This is a genomic window from Fictibacillus halophilus (assembly GCF_016401385.1).
Lineage (GTDB): Bacteria > Bacillota > Bacilli > Bacillales > Fictibacillaceae > Fictibacillus > Fictibacillus halophilus.
On the sequence record NZ_JAEACF010000001.1, the window covers coordinates 615153 to 635649 of the forward strand.

A 20497-nucleotide genomic window follows, 5' to 3' on the forward strand; every position below is an offset into this window, starting at 1 on the left:
AGAGAGGTGCAGATAAAAATGAATCAAACAAAACAGAGTATGAGTTCTGGCCTCATCAGCCGAGCTATGATAGAAAGTATTGTCAAATTAAATCCTATCACCATGATGAAAAATCCTGTCATGTTTGTAGTAGAGATCGGAACGTTTCTTGTTCTGCTCATGATGATTATGCCAAAGCAGTTTGATGCAGAAGGCAGATTTGGTTATAACTTGTCCGTATTCCTAATTCTTCTGTTTACGATCCTATTTGCAAACTTTGCAGAAGCCTTAGCTGAAGGTAGAGGTAAAGCGCAAGCGGACAGTTTAAAGAAAACAAAAAAAGGAACAATTGCAAAAAAAATAGCGAAATCAGGTGCGGTTAAGGAAGTATCTTCAGAAGATCTTCGCAAAGGAGACATCGTTTTAGTAGAGACAGGGGATATGATTCCTGGTGACGGTGAAATAATTGAAGGTCTTGCTTCCATTGATGAATCGGCAATAACGGGAGAATCAGCACCTGTTATTAAAGAGGCAGGAGGAGATTTTAGTTCTGTCACAGGTGGTACGAAAGTGGTTAGTGATTATATTAAAGTTAGAATTACAGCAGATCCAGGAGAGTCATTCCTAGATAAAATGATTGCTTTAGTTGAAGGAGCAAAACGTCAAAAAACACCGAACGAAATTGCTCTTAATATTTTGCTCGTCACGCTAACAGTCATTTTCTTGTTAGTAGTCGTTACCATTGTTCCTATTGCTAGTTATGTAGGAATCAACTTGGAAGTATCTACTTTGATCGCATTGCTTGTTTGTTTGATTCCGACGACGATCGGAGCGCTGTTGTCGGCGATCGGAATCGCTGGTATGGACCGAGTGACACGATTTAACGTACTAGCGATGTCAGGGAAAGCGGTGGAAGCTGCAGGTGATATTAATACAATAATTTTAGATAAAACAGGAACAATTACATTTGGTAACCGTTTAGCTGCAGAGTTTATACCTGTTGGATGGTCTGCAAAAAAAGAGTTAACTGAAATGGCAGTGGTGACTTCATTATATGATGAAACACCTGAAGGAAGGTCGGTAGTAGAACTAGCTAAAAACCAAGGTGTATCTTGGAATACTTCTGCTTACGAAGGGGCAGAAATCGTACCATTCACAGCAGAAGAACGCATGAGCGGTATTGACTTGAACGGCTCTCATTATCGAAAGGGTGCTGTTGACTCAATCATTAAATATGTACAGAAGCAAGGCGGAGAGATTCCAGACGATTTGAAAAAGAAAAGTGATGAAATTGCCAAAAAAGGTGGAACGCCACTCGCTGTCTGTTTGAACGATAGAATTTTTGGATTGATCTACTTAAAAGATACAGTTAAGCCGGGAATGCGTGAGCGATTTGATGAACTACGAAAAATGGGAATTAAAACAATCATGTGTACAGGTGATAACCCATTAACGGCTGCAACCATTGCGAAAGAAGCAGGGGTTGATGACTTTATTGCCGAATCAAAGCCAGAAGATAAGATACGTGTTATTCGTGAAGAACAGCAAAAAGGAAAACTTGTTGCAATGACAGGGGATGGAACGAACGATGCACCTGCCTTGGCTCAAGCAGATGTAGGTCTTGCCATGAACTCCGGAACAATCGCTGCTAAAGAAGCAGCTAACATGGTTGACCTAGATTCAGATCCAACGAAGATTATTGAAGTCGTAGCGATTGGTAAACAGCTGCTAATGACACGGGGTTCTCTAACGACTTTTAGTATCGCAAATGATATTGCAAAGTATTTCGCCATTATACCTGCGATGTTTACAGCAGCTATACCTGAAATGGAAGCTCTTAATATTATGGGATTGCATTCTCCAACGAGTGCTATCATATCAGCGCTAATCTTTAATGCAATCATTATCCCACTCTTGATTCCATTAGCGATGAAGGGTGTGAAATATGTGCCGATGAGCGCAAATAAATTGTTGTATAAGAATATTGTGATCTATGGTGTGGGAGGAATAGTTGTTCCGTTTATCGGAATTAAACTGATCGACATGATTGTAAATGTATTCATGTAATGATGAACTGGAGGGTTCTAACGATGTTTAAAATAGTCAGACTGTCACTATTGTTGATTGTATTATGTGGAATCGTCTACCCTGTTGCTATGACAGGACTTGCACAGACGATTTTTCCATCACAAGCTGATGGAAGTTTAGTGAAAAATAGCGGTGGAAAGGTAGTTGGTTCAGAATTAATTGGTCAGAACTTTAAGAGCCCACAATATTTCCAAGGACGTGTATCTTCTATAGAGAATAATGGAGCGGCAACAGGATCTAATAACTATGCTCCTTCTAATGAAGATATGTTGAAGCGAACAGAGGATTCTATTAAAGCTTTGCAAAAGGAAAATCCTGAACTTGATAAAAAAGATATACCATTGGATTTAATCACGAATTCTGGATCAGGTCTTGATCCGCACATTTCTATAAAGGCGGCCGAATTTCAAGCAGATCGTGTTAGTAAGGAAACTGGTATCGAAAAAGCTGAATTGCGAGCTATGATTAAAGATTCTACTTCAAATAGAAGTCTAGGAGTCTTTGGAGAACCGCATGTGAATGTGCTGGAATTAAATATGAAAGTTCAAGATGTAATGGAATAGGTTGATGAACCTCGGTCTATAGTAGGCCGGGGTATTTACTCATTTAGGGGGTATGAGATTGTTTCCAGAGTATAGACGAAAAACACCTGAAGAAATTTTGCAAGAAATTGAACAATTGAAAAGAGGCAAGTTAAAAGTTTACATCGGATCTGCTCCTGGAGTAGGGAAATCGTATCGGTTGCTTCAAGAAGCGCATGAGCTGAAGGCGGAAGGTATCGATGTCGTTATTGGGTTAATCGAAACGCATAATCGAAAAGAAACAGCGGATCTTATTCGTGACTTAGAGATTCTCCCAAAGAAGAAGGTATCTTATAAAGGAAAATTGTTAGAGGAAATGGATACCCAAGCAATCATAAAAAGGGCACCAGATGTGGTGATTGTAGATGAATTAGCACATACAAATGTTCCAACTTCAAAATATGAAAAAAGATATATGGATGTTGAAGAGATTCTGCAAGTAGGAATTAACGTAATTTCCGCTGTGAATATTCAACACATGGAGAGTCTGCATGATATTGTTGAACAGATTACAGGGATAAAAGTAAGGGAGCGTATTCCTGATCATGTATTACATCAGATGGCCACTGAAGTAATACTAGTAGACGTTACTCCAGAAATTTTAAGAAAGCGATTATCTGAAGGGAAAATATATGACAAGAGTAAAATAGAGCAGGCGCTTACAAACTTCTTTACAGACAGCAATCTTGGGGCGTTAAGAGAATTATCTTTACGAGAAGTTGCTGATGATATTGATGAACGAATAGGAAAAGAAAGAATACAGAACGGACTCTATAAAGCTACAGGCGTGCATGAAAAAATAATGGTATGTGTTCAATATGGTGGTAACGCTGAAAAGTTAATACGAAGAGGTTGGAGGATCGCGAGCAGGCTAAAGACTGATTTGTTAATTCTTCATGTCACACATGAAGCGTCCATGAATCGGACACTAAAAGATCGGAAAAAAATTCAAAATTGGAAGAAACTCGCTGCTCAATTTAACGCCAAGTTTATCGTAGAACAAACTGGAAAAAGAACGATTTCAGAAACGATCAGAGATATCGCAGTCGAACATGGAATAACGCAAATCATATTAGGGCAATCTGCGAGAAGCAGGTGGGAAGAGATTACAAAAGGATCAATTGTAAATAATATTATGAGAATTGCATCGGGTATTGATATTCATATTGTTGCAGATCAAAAAGAAACATAGAGAGGAAAGACAATGAATATAGCATTTTTTCTTTTACCGAAAAGTGAGGTTGTGTGTTTAAAGGCTGAATCAACAGTGAGGCAGACTCTGGAGAAGATGGAGCACCACCGATATACGGCAGTCCCTGTTATAGATGAAAGTGGCAGGTATATAAAAACAATAACGGAAGGCGATCTGTTATGGAAGATAAAGAACACAGAAGGTCTTTCTTTTCAAACAAGCAATCACCATTATATTAAAGATATTCAGGTAAATAGAGACTATCAGCCTGTTCACATAGATGCTGAGATGGAAGACTTAATGTCGCTTGTAGCCGTTCAAAACTTTGTGCCGGTGGTTGATGACAACGAAGTATTTATTGGCATTATACGCAGAATGGACATTATACAATATTTAAGCAAGAAATAAGAAAGACCGGCGTGTTTGCCGGTCTTTTTAATTGTCTTTAAACCAGCCTTTGCGAATAAACCAGAGAATCATGAAAACGCCGATCGAAAGCATAACGCCAAGGATCGTAAAGTATCCATATTGCCAATTCAGTTCAGGCATGTTTTCAAAATTCATACCGTAGACCCCAGCAATGAATGTTAAAGGCATGAAAATGGTTGTAATCACGGTTAATGTTTTCATGATTCTGTTCATACGAAAAGAATTAAGTGAAATATAGTTATCTCTGATTTCAGAGGTGATTTCACGGCTAGATTCCACCATATGACTCAGTTTAATCAGATGATCATGTACATCATGAAAATAGACCATCTTCTTATTTGTGATTGGAAGCCTTTTTGATTCAGTAATACGATACAGCAATTCACGCATTGGAATAATGGTTTTTCTAAGTTTAATTAACTCACTTCGAACGGTAAATGTTTCTTGAATTACGGTTTGATCAGATACATTAAAGTTACTTTCAATTGAGAGAATTTGGTCTTCAATTTGCTGAGTTATTGGAAAATATGTATCTACGATCTTATCCAAAATTTTATGAAATATCTCAGCTGGACCAATCTTTGAAATGGTTTTTACTCGTTGCATCGTGTCCCATAATTGATTAATTTCAGGAATATCTACTAAATGAAATGACACTACAAAGTTTTCTCCCCAAAACATATCTACTTCATGAGTTTCGAGATTCTTCGGGTCCAATGCATGAACCACAAAAAAGCTATGGTCTTCATAGTATTCCAACTTTGGACGTTGCAGGTAATAGAGACAATCTTCTACAGCAAGCGGGTGGAAATCAAAATAATCAGTAAGGATTGCACTTTCAGACACAGTAGGCTTACTAATGTCTATCCAATACCATTTGATGTTAGTAGTTTTTAATTCTTCTATAGAAGGATTCTGCAATAATTTATTTTGATCGTCTACAGCAAGTATTCGTATCATAAATTCTCCTTATAACTTTCTTATTTATAAATGGTTTACAAGAAGATTCTAAAGGGACAAGTTCATATTATTAGTATCTCATATAGAGGTTGTTGAAGGGGGAATTTATGAGACAATTTCAGGCTTCATAGACAAAAATGACCGGCTGGGTAGGCCGGTCTCTCACTGGTGGGGAGGTTAGTTGTTGGAATATCTAACCTAAATCAAGAATAACACGAACAAGTGTTCTTGTAAATGTTTATTACTTAATTTTTCCATTCTATTGAAAAAGTGGTTCCTTGTGTTGAACTTTCTTTAAGAAATAGATCTGCACCTAACGCTTTAGCTAGCATTCTACTAAACGGCAATCCTAGGCCTAACCCACGAACTTTTAACTTTTTCTCTTTTCCACGGAAAAAGCGCTCAAAGATAAACGGCTGTTCGCTTTCAGGAATACCTGTGCCTGAATCGATTACTTCAATCGCCTTGTCGTTTAAGACTACAGTAATCACTCTGTCATAACTTAAAGCCTGATAAGCATTATTTAAGAGGTTAATTAAGATTTGCTGCAATCGGAGTGGATCTAAATCCCTATAGATTGGTTGATCTGGAACCGTGATCTTACACGTAACTTCTTTGTTCTTAGTAATTTTCCACTGATGAACAATATCTTGAACAAGTTCATTCATGTTGCATGTTTCATTTCGCATCGTAAAAGCTCCAGCAGAAAGTGAGTTGTAGTCTAATAGATCTTCAATCATACTTTGCAATCTATAAATTTCTTTCAATGTAATCTGAAGGAATTCCTCTTTTTCTTTCCCAGTAACAATTCCATCTCTTACGGCTTGTACCAGACCACTGATTGATGTGACGGGTGTTTTCAAATCATGTGTAACACCTGCAAGCAATTCCGCCCGAAGTTTTTCTAAATGATTGAGCTTAGTCCCCATTTGTTCAAAAGAAGTTAAAAGATCATAGATTTCTTGTTCTCTTGCCTCTGTTGCTAATTGGATATCATAGTTTCCCTCTTTAATCTGTAAAGCAGCTTGAGCTACCTCTTGAATAGGTTGTAGAATTTTCCTTAACAGAATATAAATGATCAGCCAACCGAGTAGCCCGAGACTTATTAAAAGAAAAATGGGAAGTTTATACTCTTGATTCACATCTGTCAGTTCTGATGTTTTCTGCATGACGATTACCCAGCCCGCTTGATCTCCAGCATACATTAAAGGTTTTTTGACAGCATAGAAAGATGTGTTATCTAACTTATATTTTATTACCACTTTCTCGCTTTTTAAAATTTTATTTGGTATAGAATTCATACGAAAATAAAACTCTTGATTTGGTCCAGGTCCTCGTTGAAGAGATTTTAGATTAAGAATGTTACCATCTAAGTCAGTGATTAATAGTTCTGGAGGTTTATCCATCTGCAAAATTTGAGCGCGATCATCAAGTTTACGATTGAACCGACCTAAATCATTCTTTCTGTCTCCAGATTCAATGCGATCAGCTGTATCAGCTGCCATGTATTCCATAAGTGTTAAACGGTTTTCCAGAGCCGTATGTCTGATCCACCACAAAGAACATAAACCTAATATAAGAAGGCCGATAAATAGGGTGAGAACATATTGAGTGGTCCAGTACTTTAATAAAGTTGTTCTGTTTTTTTTATTCGTAAACACAGAACTGATACCCCAATCCTCTAAGCGTTCGAATTTCCCCTTGTGTGTCTGGCCAATCAGAAAGTGCTTGTCGAACTCGTTTAATTGATAGGTCTACGGCTCGTTCGCTGCCAAAATAATCTAAACCCCATATTTGTTCAATTAAAATCTCTCTTGTGTAAGTTCGATTTGGATGATTGGCCAAAAAGAGCAACAAGGAGGTGTCTTTTGGTGTTAGAACGATAGGCTCACCATTTATTTTCACAGTATGAGAATCGAAGTTGATGCTCAGACTTCCATATTGTTTTGTGTTCTCAGTTTCTAGTACATTCGTAGATCGACGAAGGACGGCATGGACTCTCGCAATAACTTCTTCGCCGATAAAGGGCTTTGTTATGTAGTCATCTGCTCCTTTATTTAATCCTTTCAATCGATAATCGATGTCTCCTAAGGCTGTAAGCATGATAACAGGACATGAACTATTTTGACGGATCTCATGAAGAATGGACCATCCATCTTGATCGGGAAGCATCACATCAAGCAATACTAGGTTAAAAGAAGTTTCTTTGAACTGTTGAAGTGCGGTTTTACCGTCAAATGCTTGAACAACATCAAAGTTTTCATGTTTTAAATAAACACTTAATACTCTCGATATTGTTACTTCGTCTTCTACTAGCAATATACTTTTCATGTTCATACCTCCTGTTACCCATACTATACTGTAAAAATCCCCAGTTTTATAGACTGGGGATCTTAACCTTTATATGTCGCTTCCAAACTCGGCTTGCTCGTTTATTTGTGGTTGCATCTCATTGTTTGAAGAAGCAGGAGCTTCATCTTTGAAGCGCTGACTATCTTCATGATGTTTTCCTCCGCCATGATGCCCACCTTGTCCGAATCCCCTCTTACCTTTACGCATTAGAGAGAAGAAATCATCGTCATTCAAAGCTTCAAGTTTATCTGCATCTTTCTTATCAATTGCTTCAATCAAATCACGCGTTGATTTGTTTTTAGTAGAAATGCCTAGCTCTGTTGCTAAGTTCTTAATCTTCTTTTCTCTTACTTCAAACGCGATCTCAGGAATCATTTTTCCATCAATGGTAATGTTAAGTTTCTTAGCTTCAGTCTTTACTTTTGCACTTGCAACTTCTTGAGCTACTTCACGTATATCTTTACCGTCTATAGAAATACCTAACGTTTTCGCTTCATTTTTAATAGCTGCAGTCATTACTTCCTGCTGAAGTATTTGTAGATCCTTGCCATCTGTTGAGATGCCAAGTTCTTTTGCTTTCTTATTGAGGGTGGCTTGTTTAATGTCCTGTCTTAGTGTTTGTGAATCTTTGCCATTAGTCGCAACACCTAGTTCTTTCGCTTCTTTTTTAAGTTTTGCAAGGTGGATTTCATCGTGTAGAGCTGCAGCATCTTTATTTTTTGTTGAGATGCCAAGCTCTTTCGCTTTTTCCTGTAGTTTAGCTAACTGCACTTCTTCCGTAAGCGTTTCAATCTCTTTACCAGAAGTCTTAATGCCTAAATCCTTTGCTTCCTTTTTGATTGTTGCGTCACGAATTTCCTTCATGAGCGTTTCAGCATCTTTCCCACTTGTCGATATTCCAAATTCTTTTGCTTTTTTAATCAATTCTTCTGAGTTCACTTTAAAGAAACCTCCGAAATGCCCAAACCCTTTGCCTTTCATCTCCCGTTTTTCTAGTGCGGAATCTGAACCAGGACGATTATTATCTGCTGCAAGAGAAGTTGTCGTATATCCACCAACTAGTAATGCACCTGCGATTGTAAATCCGATTGCTTTCTTTTTCATTGAATGTTCCTCCTAAATTAAATTCTATAATGCTGTGTTTTTTTCTTGTATCAATAATGTAACCAGTGAACGTGTCAGCATAATGTCAGGAGAAGATGAAAATAAAAAAAATTAAAAAATATATTGAACATTCAACTGAGTCTATATTCTTCTAAAACAAGCTATTTCATATTGTGATTATGAAGGAATAATGTGTCAGGAAGATGTCAAAGGGGAAATATGGGACTTATACCTTGCCGTTTTTTATGGAAAACCTATAAACTATATTTTAAAACCATAGTGTTCTGATTTGTTAAGAAGGGATTGGGTCGGGTGGATTATTTATATGAAACGTATATAAAATCAAAGAAATTGCGAAATTGGTTTGATAAGATTGATATTCTAGCAGGTGGATTTGCTAAGAGAGCGGACACATATGATCAAAAAAGTGAATTTCCATTTGAAAATGTAGCTGAATTAAAAAAAGCGGGATACCTATCTTTAACCATTCCCATTGAATTTGGTGGAGAAGGGCTAAATTTGTATGAATTTGTTCTATTGCAAGAAAGGATTGCAACCGGCGATGCAGCTACTGCATTGTGTCTCGGATGGCATCTAGGCTGTTTTTTAGAACTAGCTGAGGAACGAACATGGGATGAAGAAATGTTGAAGATGCTTTGTGAAAAAGTAGTGCATGATCAAGTGTTAGTGAACCGGGCAGCAACGGAACCAGCAACAGGAAGTCCTACGCGTGGAGGAATGCCGCAAACAACAGCATTTAAGAGGGGTGACCAGTGGATTATTAATGGAAGAAAAACCTTCACTTCTATGGCACCTGCACTTGATTATGCAATTGTTTCAGCACAAATCGGAGAAACGGGTAAGAAAGGGAATTTCATGATCTCTATGAAATCCGAAGGTGTATCAATTGAAGAAACATGGGATACAGTAGCGATGCGTGGAACCCGAAGTGATGATCTGATCATGAAGGATGTAAAAGTTGAAAAGAGTGCTTTAGTCGAACAAGATCGAGGCAAAAGCGAACTGCCAAAAGCGTGGCTTCTTCATATACCAGCGTGTTACATCGGTATTGCGGTTGCAGCACGAAACGAAGCTGTTCACTTTGCAAAAACATATCAACCAAATAGTCTCCCAGGACCGATTGGAGAAGTACCAGAAGTGCAAAGAAAAGTTGGTGAGATGGAGCTAGAGCTCTTCCATGCAAGGGAGATATTATACAGTGTTGCTCAAAGATGGGTAGACGAACCTCATTATAGAATGCAAATGGGTTCAGAATTAATGGCAGTAAAACACGTCGTAACGAATGCGGCAGCAAGAGTGGTTGATCTAGCTATGAGGATTGTTGGAGCAAGAAGTTTAGCTATGTCTAGCCCGTTACAAAGGCATTACCGGGATGTTAGAGCAGGACTTCATAATCCGCCGATGGATGATATCGTTATTAGTACGCTAGCAAAAAGAGCATTGGAATAAATCATCAAGAAAGACACCTAACTCGAGGTGTCTTTTTGTTCGTTTGCTTAATCAGGCAATAGTAATTAAATCTTCTCTACAAAACAAAACTCGTTTCCGAACGGATCACCCACTCTAACTTCTTTAAACCCATGTGCCTCTTCCAATCCGGGTCTAGCATACTTATATTTTTTTTTAGCCAAAAATTGATGATATGCTTCAATTCCTTCAACGTGTATCCTTATTTTAATTCCAGGACTCGAATCACCATGATGCTCAGACAGATGTAATGAACAGTGCCCTAGGGAAACCTGCATATAGATCGGAAAATCGTCTTCGTAACGATGTTCCCAATCTAACGAAAATCCAAGAAAGTCTAGGTAGAATTCTCTTGCTTTATCTTCATCAAATATTCGAAGGACAGGAATTGTGTTTTTTATTTGATATTGATTCATGAAGTATTCACTCTCCAGTTACTTTGTTATCGTACTATTTCTCTTACATATGATGAGTTCCCTTGTTTGCAAGGAGGATTTTTCTTTTAATAGAAGAATTTTTATATAAAATTAATCCATTTCATAAGGAGGGGATATTCTTGAATGAAAGACTAGTCCGTGTTGGTACGACCTATGTGCCTGTTTTGCATGTTGATCTTTCCGCTAAATGGTATGCAGAAAAGCTTGGTGCAACGATTAACTATTGTGATGACGAAAAAGCCATACTTAATCTAGCAGAACAAAGTTTTTTCTTAGTGAGATCACGAGAAGGTGAGACCTCAAACTTTACTGACTATAGAGGAAGTACAAGATTTTTCTTAACGTTTGAAGTTGACGGAAAGGAAGCACTGTATAACTTGCATGCTGAATTTAGAGATCAGGGCATACAAACAGGGGATATTGAAGATCGTGGACATATCGGTAAGAATTTCGTTTTTTCTGATCTGGATGGGAACCGTTTTGATGTTTGGAGTGTGCTAAGTCCGACGTATAAAGCGTTACAAAATCAAGCTGTTTCAGAGATAGAAAGATGAGATGGATAATAGGAATCTTTTTTTCTATCTTAGGTATCTTATTGTTAACGCACGGACTAAATTTAAGGACTGCTGCTGAAACCAAGGTGGATGGTGACGGCATTGGCGTGTATTTTTTAGGAATAGAAATTAATGAGAGCGTTCCTTCAGTAGATATACCGTCCTATGCTAATGGGTTTATGGGATCTGGCGTGATTTTTTTAATACTTGCTGTTTGTTTGTTCGTCATTCTATTAAGTGAAAAAAGTACATTAAAACCGATCACACCAAAAAAACAGGCTTGAGAATGTGAGAATATCGGGTAATGTATACTGTAAATCTTAAAGAGCAATAAAGATAATAAATGTAGAGTGGGAGGTGAGTGTATGAAGAAAGTGAATGTATTTATCATCATTTGTTTATTCATTGCTATTAGTCCCGCCGCTAAGGTGATGTCACCCACAACAACTGATCCTACTATTCAACTTTCTCACTTTACCCCCGAACCACAAATCTTAGTAGAATAAAACAAAACCCGTTTCCATGGAAATCGGGTTCTGTTTGTTCGTTATCGTTTTCCTGTAAGGCCGTACATAATAAAAGCCACAATTTGATCAATTTCTTTTTCATCATCCCATTCTTTATCAGAGAAGAGAAGAAAGCGTGGGAGTATATAACCAATGATACTTGATGCAGTCATGCGCATGATTGTTTCTGGAGGAAGAGAAACGATCTCCCCTTTTTCTTGGAAATGCTCGATGATCTTCTTGAATTTTTGATACACATGTTGAGTGAAAAGCTTTTGAAACGGCTCGCGTAATTCATCATGAAAAGCGATCTCTTGAATAAAGATTTTTAAGACAGGAAACTGCTTGCGAACAAACTCAAGCCGGTTCTTAGCAATCACTCTTATAAAGTCTTCATAGTGCTCATATTCATTCTCAAATACCTCTTTTGCGAAGGACTTGATAAAAAAGGGAGCTACAAATTTTGCTACTGTTGGTGTAACGATAGCAAGCAACAGCTCTTTTTTCGTTTTAAAGTGACGAAAAATCGTGCCTTCAGCAACTCCGGCTTTTTTTGCGATCTCACTTGTAGAAGAAGCAGCATATCCCTTTTCTGAAAAAGTATCTATGGCTGCTTCTAGGATTTTCTGCTGTTTATCACTCATCGTAGGGGCTTCGTTATCGTTAATTAGGTCGTTGATCCACTCTGAATTGGACATTAAAGCTACTCCTTTTAAAAACGTACATTTTCTTCATTATAGACACTATTGATAGGTAGTACAAACGCTTAATTATAGTCTGCGGTGTTTTTTCAATGCAAGTACGTTTAATATCATAAATAAAAGGGAGAACCCGAGGAGCACAAGCACGTTTCCATAAATTTCTTCCCAACCGTCACCTTGAATCATGATATCCCGAATCGCTTCTCCTCCGTATGTTAATGGCATAATAAAGCTCAAAGGCTGAAGCCAATCTGCCATCGTTTCAATGGTGAACAAGCCAGAGAAAAACACTTGCGGCACAACGACGAGTGGAATGAATTGAATCATCTGCAATTCATTTGTTGCAAAAGCAGAAAGCAATGTTCCGAGTGAAAGGGCTGTAATAGCAAGCATCAGTGTAATCAAAATCACTAACCAAAGAGACCCTGCCATCATGATATCGAGAACATAGATGGCAAACGAAACAATAATGGCAGATTGTAAAATAGTGAAAATGCCAAAACCTAATACATATCCAACTACCATTTCCCATCGTCGCATCGGAGTAGCGAGCAGTCGTTCAAGTGTTCCTGTCGTTCTTTCGCGTAGAAATGAAACACCTGAAATTAAAAAAACGAAAAAGAAAATAAAGAATCCGATTAAGAAAGGACCGATATAGTCAAAAGTCTCCATATCAGCTGAACCATGCAAATATTCAATTTCTGAATTAACTTCTGTATTTTCAATGTCTTTTGCTGGAATTGTTTTCATCGATTTTTGAATAGTCATTATAGAAACTTCGTTTGCTGTAGGATTGCTTCCTTCAAGAGTAATAGTAGTGGAGGGGAAATCAACTACAAGTACAGCATCAAGTTTTTCTTCTTTTAAATCTCGATGAGCTTCGGAACGGTTTTGATAAACGGTGAAGGCTTTATCTGATGATTTCAGTTTGTCTACAACCATTTGTTGATCACTGACAACGCCTATCTTTGGATCATAGTCATTGCTAGAAAAAACGAGGTTTACTAGCGTCAAGATGAGAAGAGGGGCAATGAACATCATCGCAAGGGTACGTTTGTCACGCACGAACTGTCTGATTATCCGGATCACTAGTGCCTTAATTCTCATGATGAACACCTCCATAATAAAGAAATGCTTCTTCGATTGAAGCGCTCGAAGTATTATCTTTTAATTCTTTTGGTGAGCCAGATGCGATTACTTTTCCATCACGAAGCATTCCCAGCTGGCCGCATTTTTCTGCTTCGTCCATTACATGTGTTGTGACTAGAATCGTTGTACCACTCTTGCTTAACTTATACAGTTCATCCCAAATAGACTGCCTAAGAACGGGATCTATTCCTACTGTAGGTTCATCAAGAATAAGAATCTTTGGTTCATGTAAGAGTGCAGCAGCTAAAGATAATCTGCGTTTCATGCCCCCAGAATATTGATTAACAGGCTTTTGTAGAAAGTTTGATAGCTTTACTAGTTCTGAAACCTGATTGATCCGATCTTTTTGTTTTTGTCCTTTTAAACTATAAATTGATGAAAAGAATTCGAGGTTTTCCTTTCCACTTAATTCTCCGTAAAGAGCGTCAGATTGAGCCATAAATCCTATGTGTGTCATCGTGTGAAGATTAGGCATTGAAGAATCAAGTACGTTTATACTGCCAGATGTAGGGGTTTCAATTCCTGCAATCATCTTAACAAGTGTTGTTTTCCCAGCTCCTGAAGGACCCAATAATCCATAGATTTCCTTTTTGTTCACAGTTAGATCAATGTTCTTCAAAACTTGATGAGATCGATAGTTCTTAGAAACGTTCGTTACTTGAATAATAGATGACATATGAAGCCTCCTTGTTTTATTTAAAAGTGAGTACTCACTCATTTACAATCATCATATGCAATTTCACCGATAAATGTCAAGTGAGTACTCACTCATTTTTTTCGACCTGATTATTATGGAGGATACCTGAGTTGAAGTATACTTTTTAGAGCATTATAAGGTGTCATATTTAAAGTATGATAAATGGCGAAATGGAAGTTTAAATGCAAATGGAACTTCAACGATTTGCGATAGGCTGGCACGAATTGAGGAAATGAAATTATTTTTAGAAAAGTTTTGCCTTTCTGAGGTTAAAGTTATCGAGTCTGTATTTGATAATTACCTCATTCTAGACAAAGCTTTATATTTGGAGCGATAAAATAATTGAAAGAACCATTCGCAGGCAAAGGCGAATGGTTCTATTTATGTTTTCTAGTTAGAGTCTTGAGTTCTTTTATAACGAAATTGCTGCCATTTGAACCTTATATAGCAACCAATACAAAAGCCAAGTATGGCTACGAACGAAGCTGTTGCAACCATGATAGTAGCAATCCAAGTTATAGTACTCCAGCCCATTAAATAACTTAAAAATCCAACAGCAAGTAGTGAGATCGCAATCAGTTGATTAAACTGCTGCTGGTCTTTATCTTCTGGAATGTATTCGGAAGGGTTCTTTTTCAAGAATAATTTAGCAACTCTCATTACAGGATTGTAATCAAAGCACATTCCAAGAAGTCCAGCGATTAAAGGAAGTAATAAGAGCCATGATTGACCAGAAAGCCAAGTTGCTACAGTAGATAAAAAAATGAACCACTGATTTGTTCGAACTAAAGGTCTAGGAATAGAAATGGGAGAGTTAGACATATAAATCCGACCTTTCTCATGGGTTTAGTTATCTTATTGTAAATGTAATCGAGAGGAATGTGAAGTGCTAATTCTAATGAAAGGAAGAAGGGGATTATTGTTGTAACAAGAATGTCTTATAGCGAGGTGAGAAAAATGAAGATACAAAGAGACGATCGTGATGTGCATTTTCAGTATGCAGAGGAGATTGAGGAAAAGCTCAAGAATGATACCTTCGCTCAATGGTTAGGTATTGTATTAACGGAGGTTGGTCCAGGAACGGCAGAAGCACAAATGACAATCTCTGAAAATATGCTTAATGCTCATGGTACAGCACATGGTGCTGCATTATTTGCTATTGCTGACTTTGTCTTTGCTGTAGCATGTAATTCTTATGGTAAAACATCAGTAGGGCTTTCTGTAAATATTGGATATCTAGCTGCTTGTCAAAGTGGTGATAAAATAACTGCCAGAGCCATAGAGATTAAACGTAATCATAGGACTTCTTGGTATGAAGTAAGAGTAGAAAATGATAGAGAGCTAGTTGCTCATGTAAGTGCTTTATCTTACCGGAAGAATGAATATTTTGTAGGGAGAGAAGAAGGTTAAGTGGGATTCATAAACCTGAAGACAAAAGACGACGAAGTGAGGTTAGTGCTGCCTCACTTCGTCGTTTTCTTTTATTATCTTAACGTTTTTTTAATATATTTGATTGTCTTTCTTAAATCTTCTGCAGTAGGTCTTCCAAAAGGTCCTGTTTGAATATCAAAATAGACAATTCTTTTTTGATCATCTACTAAAAATAAAGCTGGTTCTCCATGTTCACCATGATCGTCATATAGTTTTCCGTTATGATATTGGACACCATATGGTTCTCCCGCAACACGGTCTGTATCACTAAAAACCGGAAAAGAAAGGGAGTGTTTGTCCTTCATCTTCTTTAGATTTTGTTCTTCATCAGTAGAAATCGCGATGATGTGGGTGTTCAATTCTTTGAACGTTTCAATATTTTGCTCTAATTCTTTCAGCTGATCGTTACATACTGGACACCATTCTCCGCGGAAAAAGACGAGTAAGTGAAAACGGTCATCTTTTTCAAGGTGGCTGTGAAAGGAGAAAGATTCTCCGGATTCGGATTTAATAGTAAAGTCAGGTGCTGTGTCTCCTATTTGTAACATGTGAACATCCCTCCAAAGATAAGTTTCTTCTTTAGCTATTCCTCTTGCAGAAAATTTTAAACTCTTAAGCTTTTTAATTCTTGAAAAATCACTCTTCATACTAGGTCATATCTACGTCCAGATGAGGAAAGAAGTAATAAAATGAAAACCTAATCGATGACTTTATTCCTATTTTAAGTTAAAACTTTTAAAAATTAGTAGTTTATATTTGTTTTTGTTAGAATAGTAAAATTCTTCTTTATTTTCTGTAAATTGGCCTCTATATTAGAAATTGTAGTTCAACACCAAATTAGAGGAGTGAAGTAAATGATTAAGAAGATTGCCACGATGGCAGCGGTTTTACCTTTAGTAGTTTCTCTTGCAACACCAGCGGCAGCTGCAAAAAGCACAGCGGTGAAAGCAAACGTTACACCTCAAGAAATTATCGTAAAATTTAAAGACAACGTGTCAGAGTCAAAAGTAAAATCTCTAGCAGTAAAAGGAAAAGATGAAGTAAAAGAAAAAGGCTCTAAGTTTCATGTAATTAAAGTTAAAGATGGAAACGTAGAAGCAGCCATTGCAGAATATGAAGCGAGTGGAGATGTAGAGTATGCAGAGCCAAACTATACATACCATGCGAGCTGGACTCCAAATGACACGTACTTCTCAAATGGAGTACAATATGCACCTCAAAAAGTAAGTGCTCAATCAGCTTGGGACATCACACGCGGTTCATCTACTACAAAAATTGCAATCATTGATACAGGAGTCGATTACAATCACCCTGATCTAGCTGGTAAAGTTATTAAAGGATATGACTATGTAAGTGACGATTGGGATCCAATGGATCTGAACGATCATGGAACACATGCTGCTGGTATCGCAGCAGCTGCAACGAATAATGCTAGAGGTATCGCAGGAATGGCACCAAACGTATCTATCTATGCTGTACGTGTACTTGATGCGAACGGAAGCGGATCTCTTGATGATGTTGCGAACGGAATCTACCACGCTGTAGATAACGGAGCAAAAGTAGTTTCACTTAGCCTTGGCGGACCTGGATCTGCAACTTCATTACAAAACGCAGTAAACTATGCGGTTTCTAAAGGAGTAGTTGTAGTTGCCGCAGCAGGTAACGAAAACACTTCAGCACCTAGCTATCCAGCATACTATTCAGGTGCCATTGCAGTAGCTGCAACTGACCGCAATGACCTTCGCGCTTCTTTCTCTAACTATGGATCTTGGGTTGATGTAGCCGCTCCTGGTGTAGACATCGCTTCTACTGTACGTAATGGCGGATATGCTTACATGTCTGGTACATCTATGGCTTGTCCTCTTGTAGCAGGTATCGCAGGATTGCTTGCTTCACAAGGAAGAAGTGCTTCTAACATCCGTGCTGCTATCGAGAACACAGCAGATCCTATCTCAGGAACAGGATCTTACTACTCTAAAGGTCGTGTAAACGCGGCAGACGCAGTTCGCTACTAATCTATTCTTTACGCTTACAAACTTCCAAGGCTAGATCTGTTCTAGTCTTGGAAGTTTTTTGTTTGCAATAGTTTGATAGAACTAGTAAATCTTGTCGAATGGTGTTGGAATTTAAGGATAAGGACATATGTTCGCATTGCATAAAATGTCGATGTAGACTTAATAGCTCATTTTAAATACAGGACTTGTGGTAACTTTTAACAATTTGGTAGAATAGTAATATAAATCCTCAACTAGAATCTTTTTTCTTACTAGTATTAAAATCTATAAGAAAGGAGGTTCATCAATTCCCCTTGTATATCCTAGCGTCACTTTCTTTACAAAACATTCTTTTTAAATAAAAAGGAGGTAAAGATAATGAGTGAAGTCTGTTTAATTCCATTTGTTCTTGAAGAGGTCATTGAAGAATCAAAAGAAGAGATTCCATACGGAGTCGAGATGATTAATGCACCGGCGTTTTGGCGAGAAGGTGAAAAAGGACAGAGTGTGGTTGTTGCCGTACTAGATACCGGATGTGATGCAAGCCATCCGGAGCTTGCTGAACGAATCGTTGGTGGTCGGAATTTTGTAGATGGGGATGAAGATGATTATCAAGATGCGCATTATCATGGGACACATGTGGCAGGTACGATCGCAGCTACTTTAAACAATGCCGGTGTAGCGGGTGTAGCACCAGATGTGAAACTCTTAATCTGTAGAGTTCTTGGAAAAGATGGAGGCGGATCGTATCAAGGAATCATCGATGCTATTGACTACTCCGTTAAATGGAGAGGGGAAAATGGCGAGAGAGTGCGTGTGATCTCTATGTCACTTGGTGGACCGACAGATGTACCTGAGCTACATGAAGCGATTCAAAGAGCCGTATTGGAAGATGTGCTTGTAGTCTGTGCAGCAGGTAACGAAGGGGATAATAAGGAAAATACGAATGAGCATGCTTATCCCGGCGCGTATAAAGAAGTCGTTCAAGTAGGTGCAGTGGATGCTAAAATGAAACTTGCTCCGTTTTCAAACACCAATGATGAGATTGACCTGGTTGCTCCGGGCGTTGATGTTGTTTCTACTTATCCAGGAAATAAATATGCAAAGTTATCTGGAACTTCTATGGCGACGCCTCATGTATCGGGAGCAGCTGCATTACTGATTGAACGAGAAGAAAAATTGTTTGGTCGTGAACTTTCAGAAGCAGAGGTCTATGCTCAATTAGTAAAAAATACGTTAAGTATCGGACTAACAAAGAAAGCAGAAGGAAATGGTTTGTTAGTATTAAATGCACAAGAAAAAGCAGTTTGCGATCAGGAGAATTTAAGAGCGATGAGAACTCCTATTGAAACGGCTGCAGCGAAAGAGTCAGAATCATAAATATTTGCCCCGTTTCTTAGGAAGAAAGGGCGTGTATGGGGATGGCGTATAAAATTATTGCGTTGTTGATCAGCTTTGCAACTCTTTGTATTAGAATTTATGAAGAGATGAGAAGACGTGCAAAGAACAGAGCAAAAGAAGAAGAGCTTCAAAAGAAAAAGAAAAGAAAGCGAAAGAAAGCAGTGAAGAAAAAGGAAAAGGAAAGTGCTTAAATGAATAGATTGATTAAAAGCTGATTTTGTGAGATCTAGTATATTCACATGAATCAGCTTTTTTGTCGTAAGTAACCAACTAGAAAGTTGCTTCTATGATTTGAAAAGGAGTAATATATGAGCACTACTGTAAAATAGAGAGGAACGTAACTATGGTTTTATTAGGCTTTCTACTTGTAATCGTAACAGCTGTTTTTTTATTTATGATGATTCATCCTGTTTTTGGTAAGAAGCCCTCAAAACAAGAGGTGAACACGTATGAAACAATAAAAAACTATAATGATGGTGTTTTTACTAATCAGATAGAAACCGTGATGACAACGGATCTACGTTCTATGCTCCCTGTATTAAAAGAATTTTTAAGTGGAAACCCTAATCGTCAGCCTAAGAAAGCAATTCCTATAAACTTGTTTCAGTTACCTGAAGAAGCAAATCAAGAAACAAGAGTAACTTGGTTTGGACATTCAGCATTATTGATAGAGATGGACGGAAAACGCATACTAATCGATCCTATGTTCGGCTCCGCGCCGTCGCCTGTTCCTTGGTTTGGAAACAAGCGTTATAGCAAAGAACTGCCTTTTAAAATTGAAGAACTTCCCCAAGTGGATCTAGTGGTTTTGTCACATGATCATTATGACCATCTGGATTATGAAACCATCAAACAACTTAAACATAAAGTGAAAAATTTTGCAGTCCCGCTTGGCGTTGCTGGACATTTAAAGCGGTGGGGAGTGGAACCAGACCGCATAAAAGAATGTAACTGGTGGGATGAGATACAGTTTTCAGGAATTTCATTAGTCTGCTCCCCCGCACGACATTTTTCAGGAAGAAGCATATCGGATCGTAATTCTACCCTTTGGTGTTCTTGGATTATACAAGGAAAGGATTCGAACATTTATTTTAGTGGGGACAGTGGATATGGACCACACTTTAAAGAGATTGGGAAACGGTATGGACCTTTTGACCTCACTTTAATGGAATGTGGACAATATCATGAGAAGTGGGCTGCGATACATATGATGCCTGAAGAAACAGTACAAGCTCACCTTGATGTAAGTGGCAAAGTCATGCTTCCTATTCATTGGGGTGCTTTTACGCTATCACTGCATGATTGGACAGATCCTGTAGAACGGGCGGTAAATGCTGCAATATTATCCAATGTTCAAATATGTACGCCTCAGATTGGTGAGACAGTTACTCTTGGCTCAGAGTTTTTATCTAGCTCGACGTGGTGGAGAGAGAATAAGAATAGATAAAAAAGAG

General features: G+C 38.0%; 23 protein-coding genes. 13 read left to right on the forward strand and 10 right to left on the reverse strand.

The features are described 5' to 3' along the window. The first annotated feature begins 18 nt into the window (after window positions 1-18). The 4 genes from kdpB to I5J82_RS03290 are packed head-to-tail and all read left to right on the forward strand — an operon-like array spanning window position 19 to window position 4248. Window positions 19-2046: a potassium-transporting ATPase subunit KdpB gene (gene kdpB, locus I5J82_RS03275; protein WP_198766642.1), complete on the forward strand. Its 2028-nt coding sequence runs from the start codon at window positions 19-21 to the stop codon at window positions 2044-2046. A 23-nt stretch (window positions 2047-2069) separates the two neighbouring features. Next, window positions 2070-2630, forward strand: coding sequence for a potassium-transporting ATPase subunit KdpC (gene kdpC, locus I5J82_RS03280; protein ID WP_198766643.1), 561 nt, complete (start codon window positions 2070-2072; stop codon window positions 2628-2630). Between the two features lie 58 nt (window positions 2631-2688). Then, a complete protein-coding gene (gene kdpDN, locus I5J82_RS03285; RefSeq protein ID WP_233096395.1) occupies window positions 2689-3840 on the forward strand; it encodes a KdpD-like non-kinase potassium sensor in 1152 nt (383 codons plus the stop codon). A 12-nt stretch (window positions 3841-3852) separates the two neighbouring features. Beyond that, window positions 3853-4248 (forward strand): CBS domain-containing protein, encoded by a 396-nt coding sequence (locus tag I5J82_RS03290; protein ID WP_198766645.1) that lies wholly within the window; start codon window positions 3853-3855, stop codon window positions 4246-4248. A 27-nt stretch (window positions 4249-4275) separates the two neighbouring features. Here the strand turns inward: I5J82_RS03290 and corA are convergent, their stop codons facing one another. The 4 genes from corA to I5J82_RS03310 all read right to left on the reverse strand — a co-directional run bounded on the left by corA (window position 4276) and on the right by I5J82_RS03310 (window position 8685). Then, window positions 4276-5229: a magnesium/cobalt transporter CorA gene (gene corA / locus I5J82_RS03295; RefSeq protein ID WP_198766646.1), complete on the reverse strand. Its 954-nt coding sequence runs from the start codon at window positions 5227-5229 to the stop codon at window positions 4276-4278. 245 nt (window positions 5230-5474) lie between these two features. Next, on the reverse strand, window positions 5475-6890 hold the full coding sequence (locus I5J82_RS03300) for a sensor histidine kinase (RefSeq protein WP_198766647.1): 1416 nt from the start codon (window positions 6888-6890) through the stop codon (window positions 5475-5477). Then, a complete protein-coding gene (locus tag I5J82_RS03305) occupies window positions 6877-7560 on the reverse strand; it encodes a response regulator transcription factor (protein ID WP_198766648.1) in 684 nt (227 codons plus the stop codon). Before I5J82_RS03305 ends, I5J82_RS03300 begins: the two co-directional genes overlap by 14 nt. Window positions 7561-7629: 69 nt before the next feature. Next, window positions 7630-8685 carry a hypothetical protein gene (locus tag I5J82_RS03310; RefSeq protein ID WP_198766649.1) on the reverse strand — a complete coding sequence of 352 codons (1056 nt, stop codon included), beginning with the start codon at window positions 8683-8685 and terminating at the stop codon, window positions 7630-7632. A 312-nt stretch (window positions 8686-8997) separates the two neighbouring features. Between I5J82_RS03310 and I5J82_RS03315 the strand changes: the two genes are divergently transcribed. Then, on the forward strand, window positions 8998-10155 hold the full coding sequence (locus tag I5J82_RS03315; RefSeq protein ID WP_198766650.1) for an acyl-CoA dehydrogenase family protein: 1158 nt from the start codon (window positions 8998-9000) through the stop codon (window positions 10153-10155). A 65-nt stretch (window positions 10156-10220) separates the two neighbouring features. Here I5J82_RS03315 and I5J82_RS03320 read toward each other — a convergent pair whose 3' ends face one another. Then, window positions 10221-10589, reverse strand: a complete 369-nt coding sequence (locus I5J82_RS03320) for a glyoxalase superfamily protein (RefSeq protein ID WP_198766651.1) — start codon at window positions 10587-10589, stop codon at window positions 10221-10223. A 140-nt stretch (window positions 10590-10729) separates the two neighbouring features. Between I5J82_RS03320 and I5J82_RS03325 the strand changes: the two genes are divergently transcribed. The 3 genes from I5J82_RS03325 (at window position 10730) to I5J82_RS03335 (ending at window position 11670) form a co-directional block, all read left to right on the forward strand. Beyond that, window positions 10730-11164 (forward strand): VOC family protein, encoded by a 435-nt coding sequence (locus I5J82_RS03325; RefSeq protein WP_198766652.1) that lies wholly within the window; start codon window positions 10730-10732, stop codon window positions 11162-11164. Then, window positions 11161-11448 (forward strand): hypothetical protein, encoded by a 288-nt coding sequence (locus I5J82_RS03330; RefSeq protein WP_198766653.1) that lies wholly within the window; start codon window positions 11161-11163, stop codon window positions 11446-11448. The genes I5J82_RS03325 and I5J82_RS03330 overlap by 4 nt, the downstream gene beginning before the upstream one ends. 81 nt (window positions 11449-11529) lie before the next feature. Continuing rightward, complete coding sequence (locus I5J82_RS03335) at window positions 11530-11670, forward strand: hypothetical protein (protein ID WP_198766654.1); 141 nt, start codon at window positions 11530-11532, stop codon at window positions 11668-11670. Between the two features lie 41 nt (window positions 11671-11711). Here the strand turns inward: I5J82_RS03335 and I5J82_RS03340 are convergent, their stop codons facing one another. The 4 genes from I5J82_RS03340 to I5J82_RS03355 all read right to left on the reverse strand — a co-directional run bounded on the left by I5J82_RS03340 (window position 11712) and on the right by I5J82_RS03355 (window position 15039). After that, entirely contained in the window at window positions 11712-12368 is a 657-nt protein-coding gene (locus I5J82_RS03340) for a TetR/AcrR family transcriptional regulator (protein ID WP_198766655.1), read from the reverse strand. A 72-nt stretch (window positions 12369-12440) separates the two neighbouring features. After that, complete coding sequence (locus tag I5J82_RS03345; protein WP_198766656.1) at window positions 12441-13478, reverse strand: ABC transporter permease; 1038 nt, start codon at window positions 13476-13478, stop codon at window positions 12441-12443. After that, a complete protein-coding gene (locus I5J82_RS03350) occupies window positions 13468-14196 on the reverse strand; it encodes an ABC transporter ATP-binding protein (protein WP_198766657.1) in 729 nt (242 codons plus the stop codon). Before I5J82_RS03350 ends, I5J82_RS03345 begins: the two co-directional genes overlap by 11 nt. Before the next feature lie 411 nt (window positions 14197-14607). After that, a complete protein-coding gene (locus tag I5J82_RS03355) occupies window positions 14608-15039 on the reverse strand; it encodes a DUF4395 domain-containing protein (RefSeq protein WP_198766658.1) in 432 nt (143 codons plus the stop codon). 135 nt (window positions 15040-15174) lie between these two features. Between I5J82_RS03355 and I5J82_RS03360 the strand changes: the two genes are divergently transcribed. Further along, window positions 15175-15627 carry a PaaI family thioesterase gene (locus I5J82_RS03360; protein ID WP_198766659.1) on the forward strand — a complete coding sequence of 151 codons (453 nt, stop codon included), beginning with the start codon at window positions 15175-15177 and terminating at the stop codon, window positions 15625-15627. Between the two features lie 74 nt (window positions 15628-15701). Here I5J82_RS03360 and I5J82_RS03365 read toward each other — a convergent pair whose 3' ends face one another. Next, window positions 15702-16196: a peroxiredoxin family protein gene (locus tag I5J82_RS03365; protein ID WP_198766660.1), complete on the reverse strand. Its 495-nt coding sequence runs from the start codon at window positions 16194-16196 to the stop codon at window positions 15702-15704. Between the two features lie 306 nt (window positions 16197-16502). On the opposite strand from I5J82_RS03365, the gene I5J82_RS03370 reads away from it, so the two are divergent. The 4 genes from I5J82_RS03370 (at window position 16503) to I5J82_RS03385 (ending at window position 20490) form a co-directional block, all read left to right on the forward strand. Then, a complete protein-coding gene (locus I5J82_RS03370) occupies window positions 16503-17663 on the forward strand; it encodes a S8 family peptidase (RefSeq protein ID WP_198766661.1) in 1161 nt (386 codons plus the stop codon). 357 nt (window positions 17664-18020) lie between these two features. Further along, on the forward strand, window positions 18021-19022 hold the full coding sequence (locus tag I5J82_RS03375; protein ID WP_198766662.1) for a S8 family peptidase: 1002 nt from the start codon (window positions 18021-18023) through the stop codon (window positions 19020-19022). Window positions 19023-19063: 41 nt separating this feature from the next. Beyond that, the gene (locus tag I5J82_RS03380; RefSeq protein WP_153238849.1) at window positions 19064-19234 is read left to right on the forward strand and encodes a hypothetical protein; all 171 of its coding nucleotides are present in this window, start codon (window positions 19064-19066) and stop codon (window positions 19232-19234) included. A gap of 152 nt (window positions 19235-19386) precedes the next feature. After that, window positions 19387-20490, forward strand: a complete 1104-nt coding sequence (locus I5J82_RS03385; RefSeq protein WP_198766663.1) for an MBL fold metallo-hydrolase — start codon at window positions 19387-19389, stop codon at window positions 20488-20490. The last annotated feature ends 7 nt before the right edge of the window (window positions 20491-20497 follow it).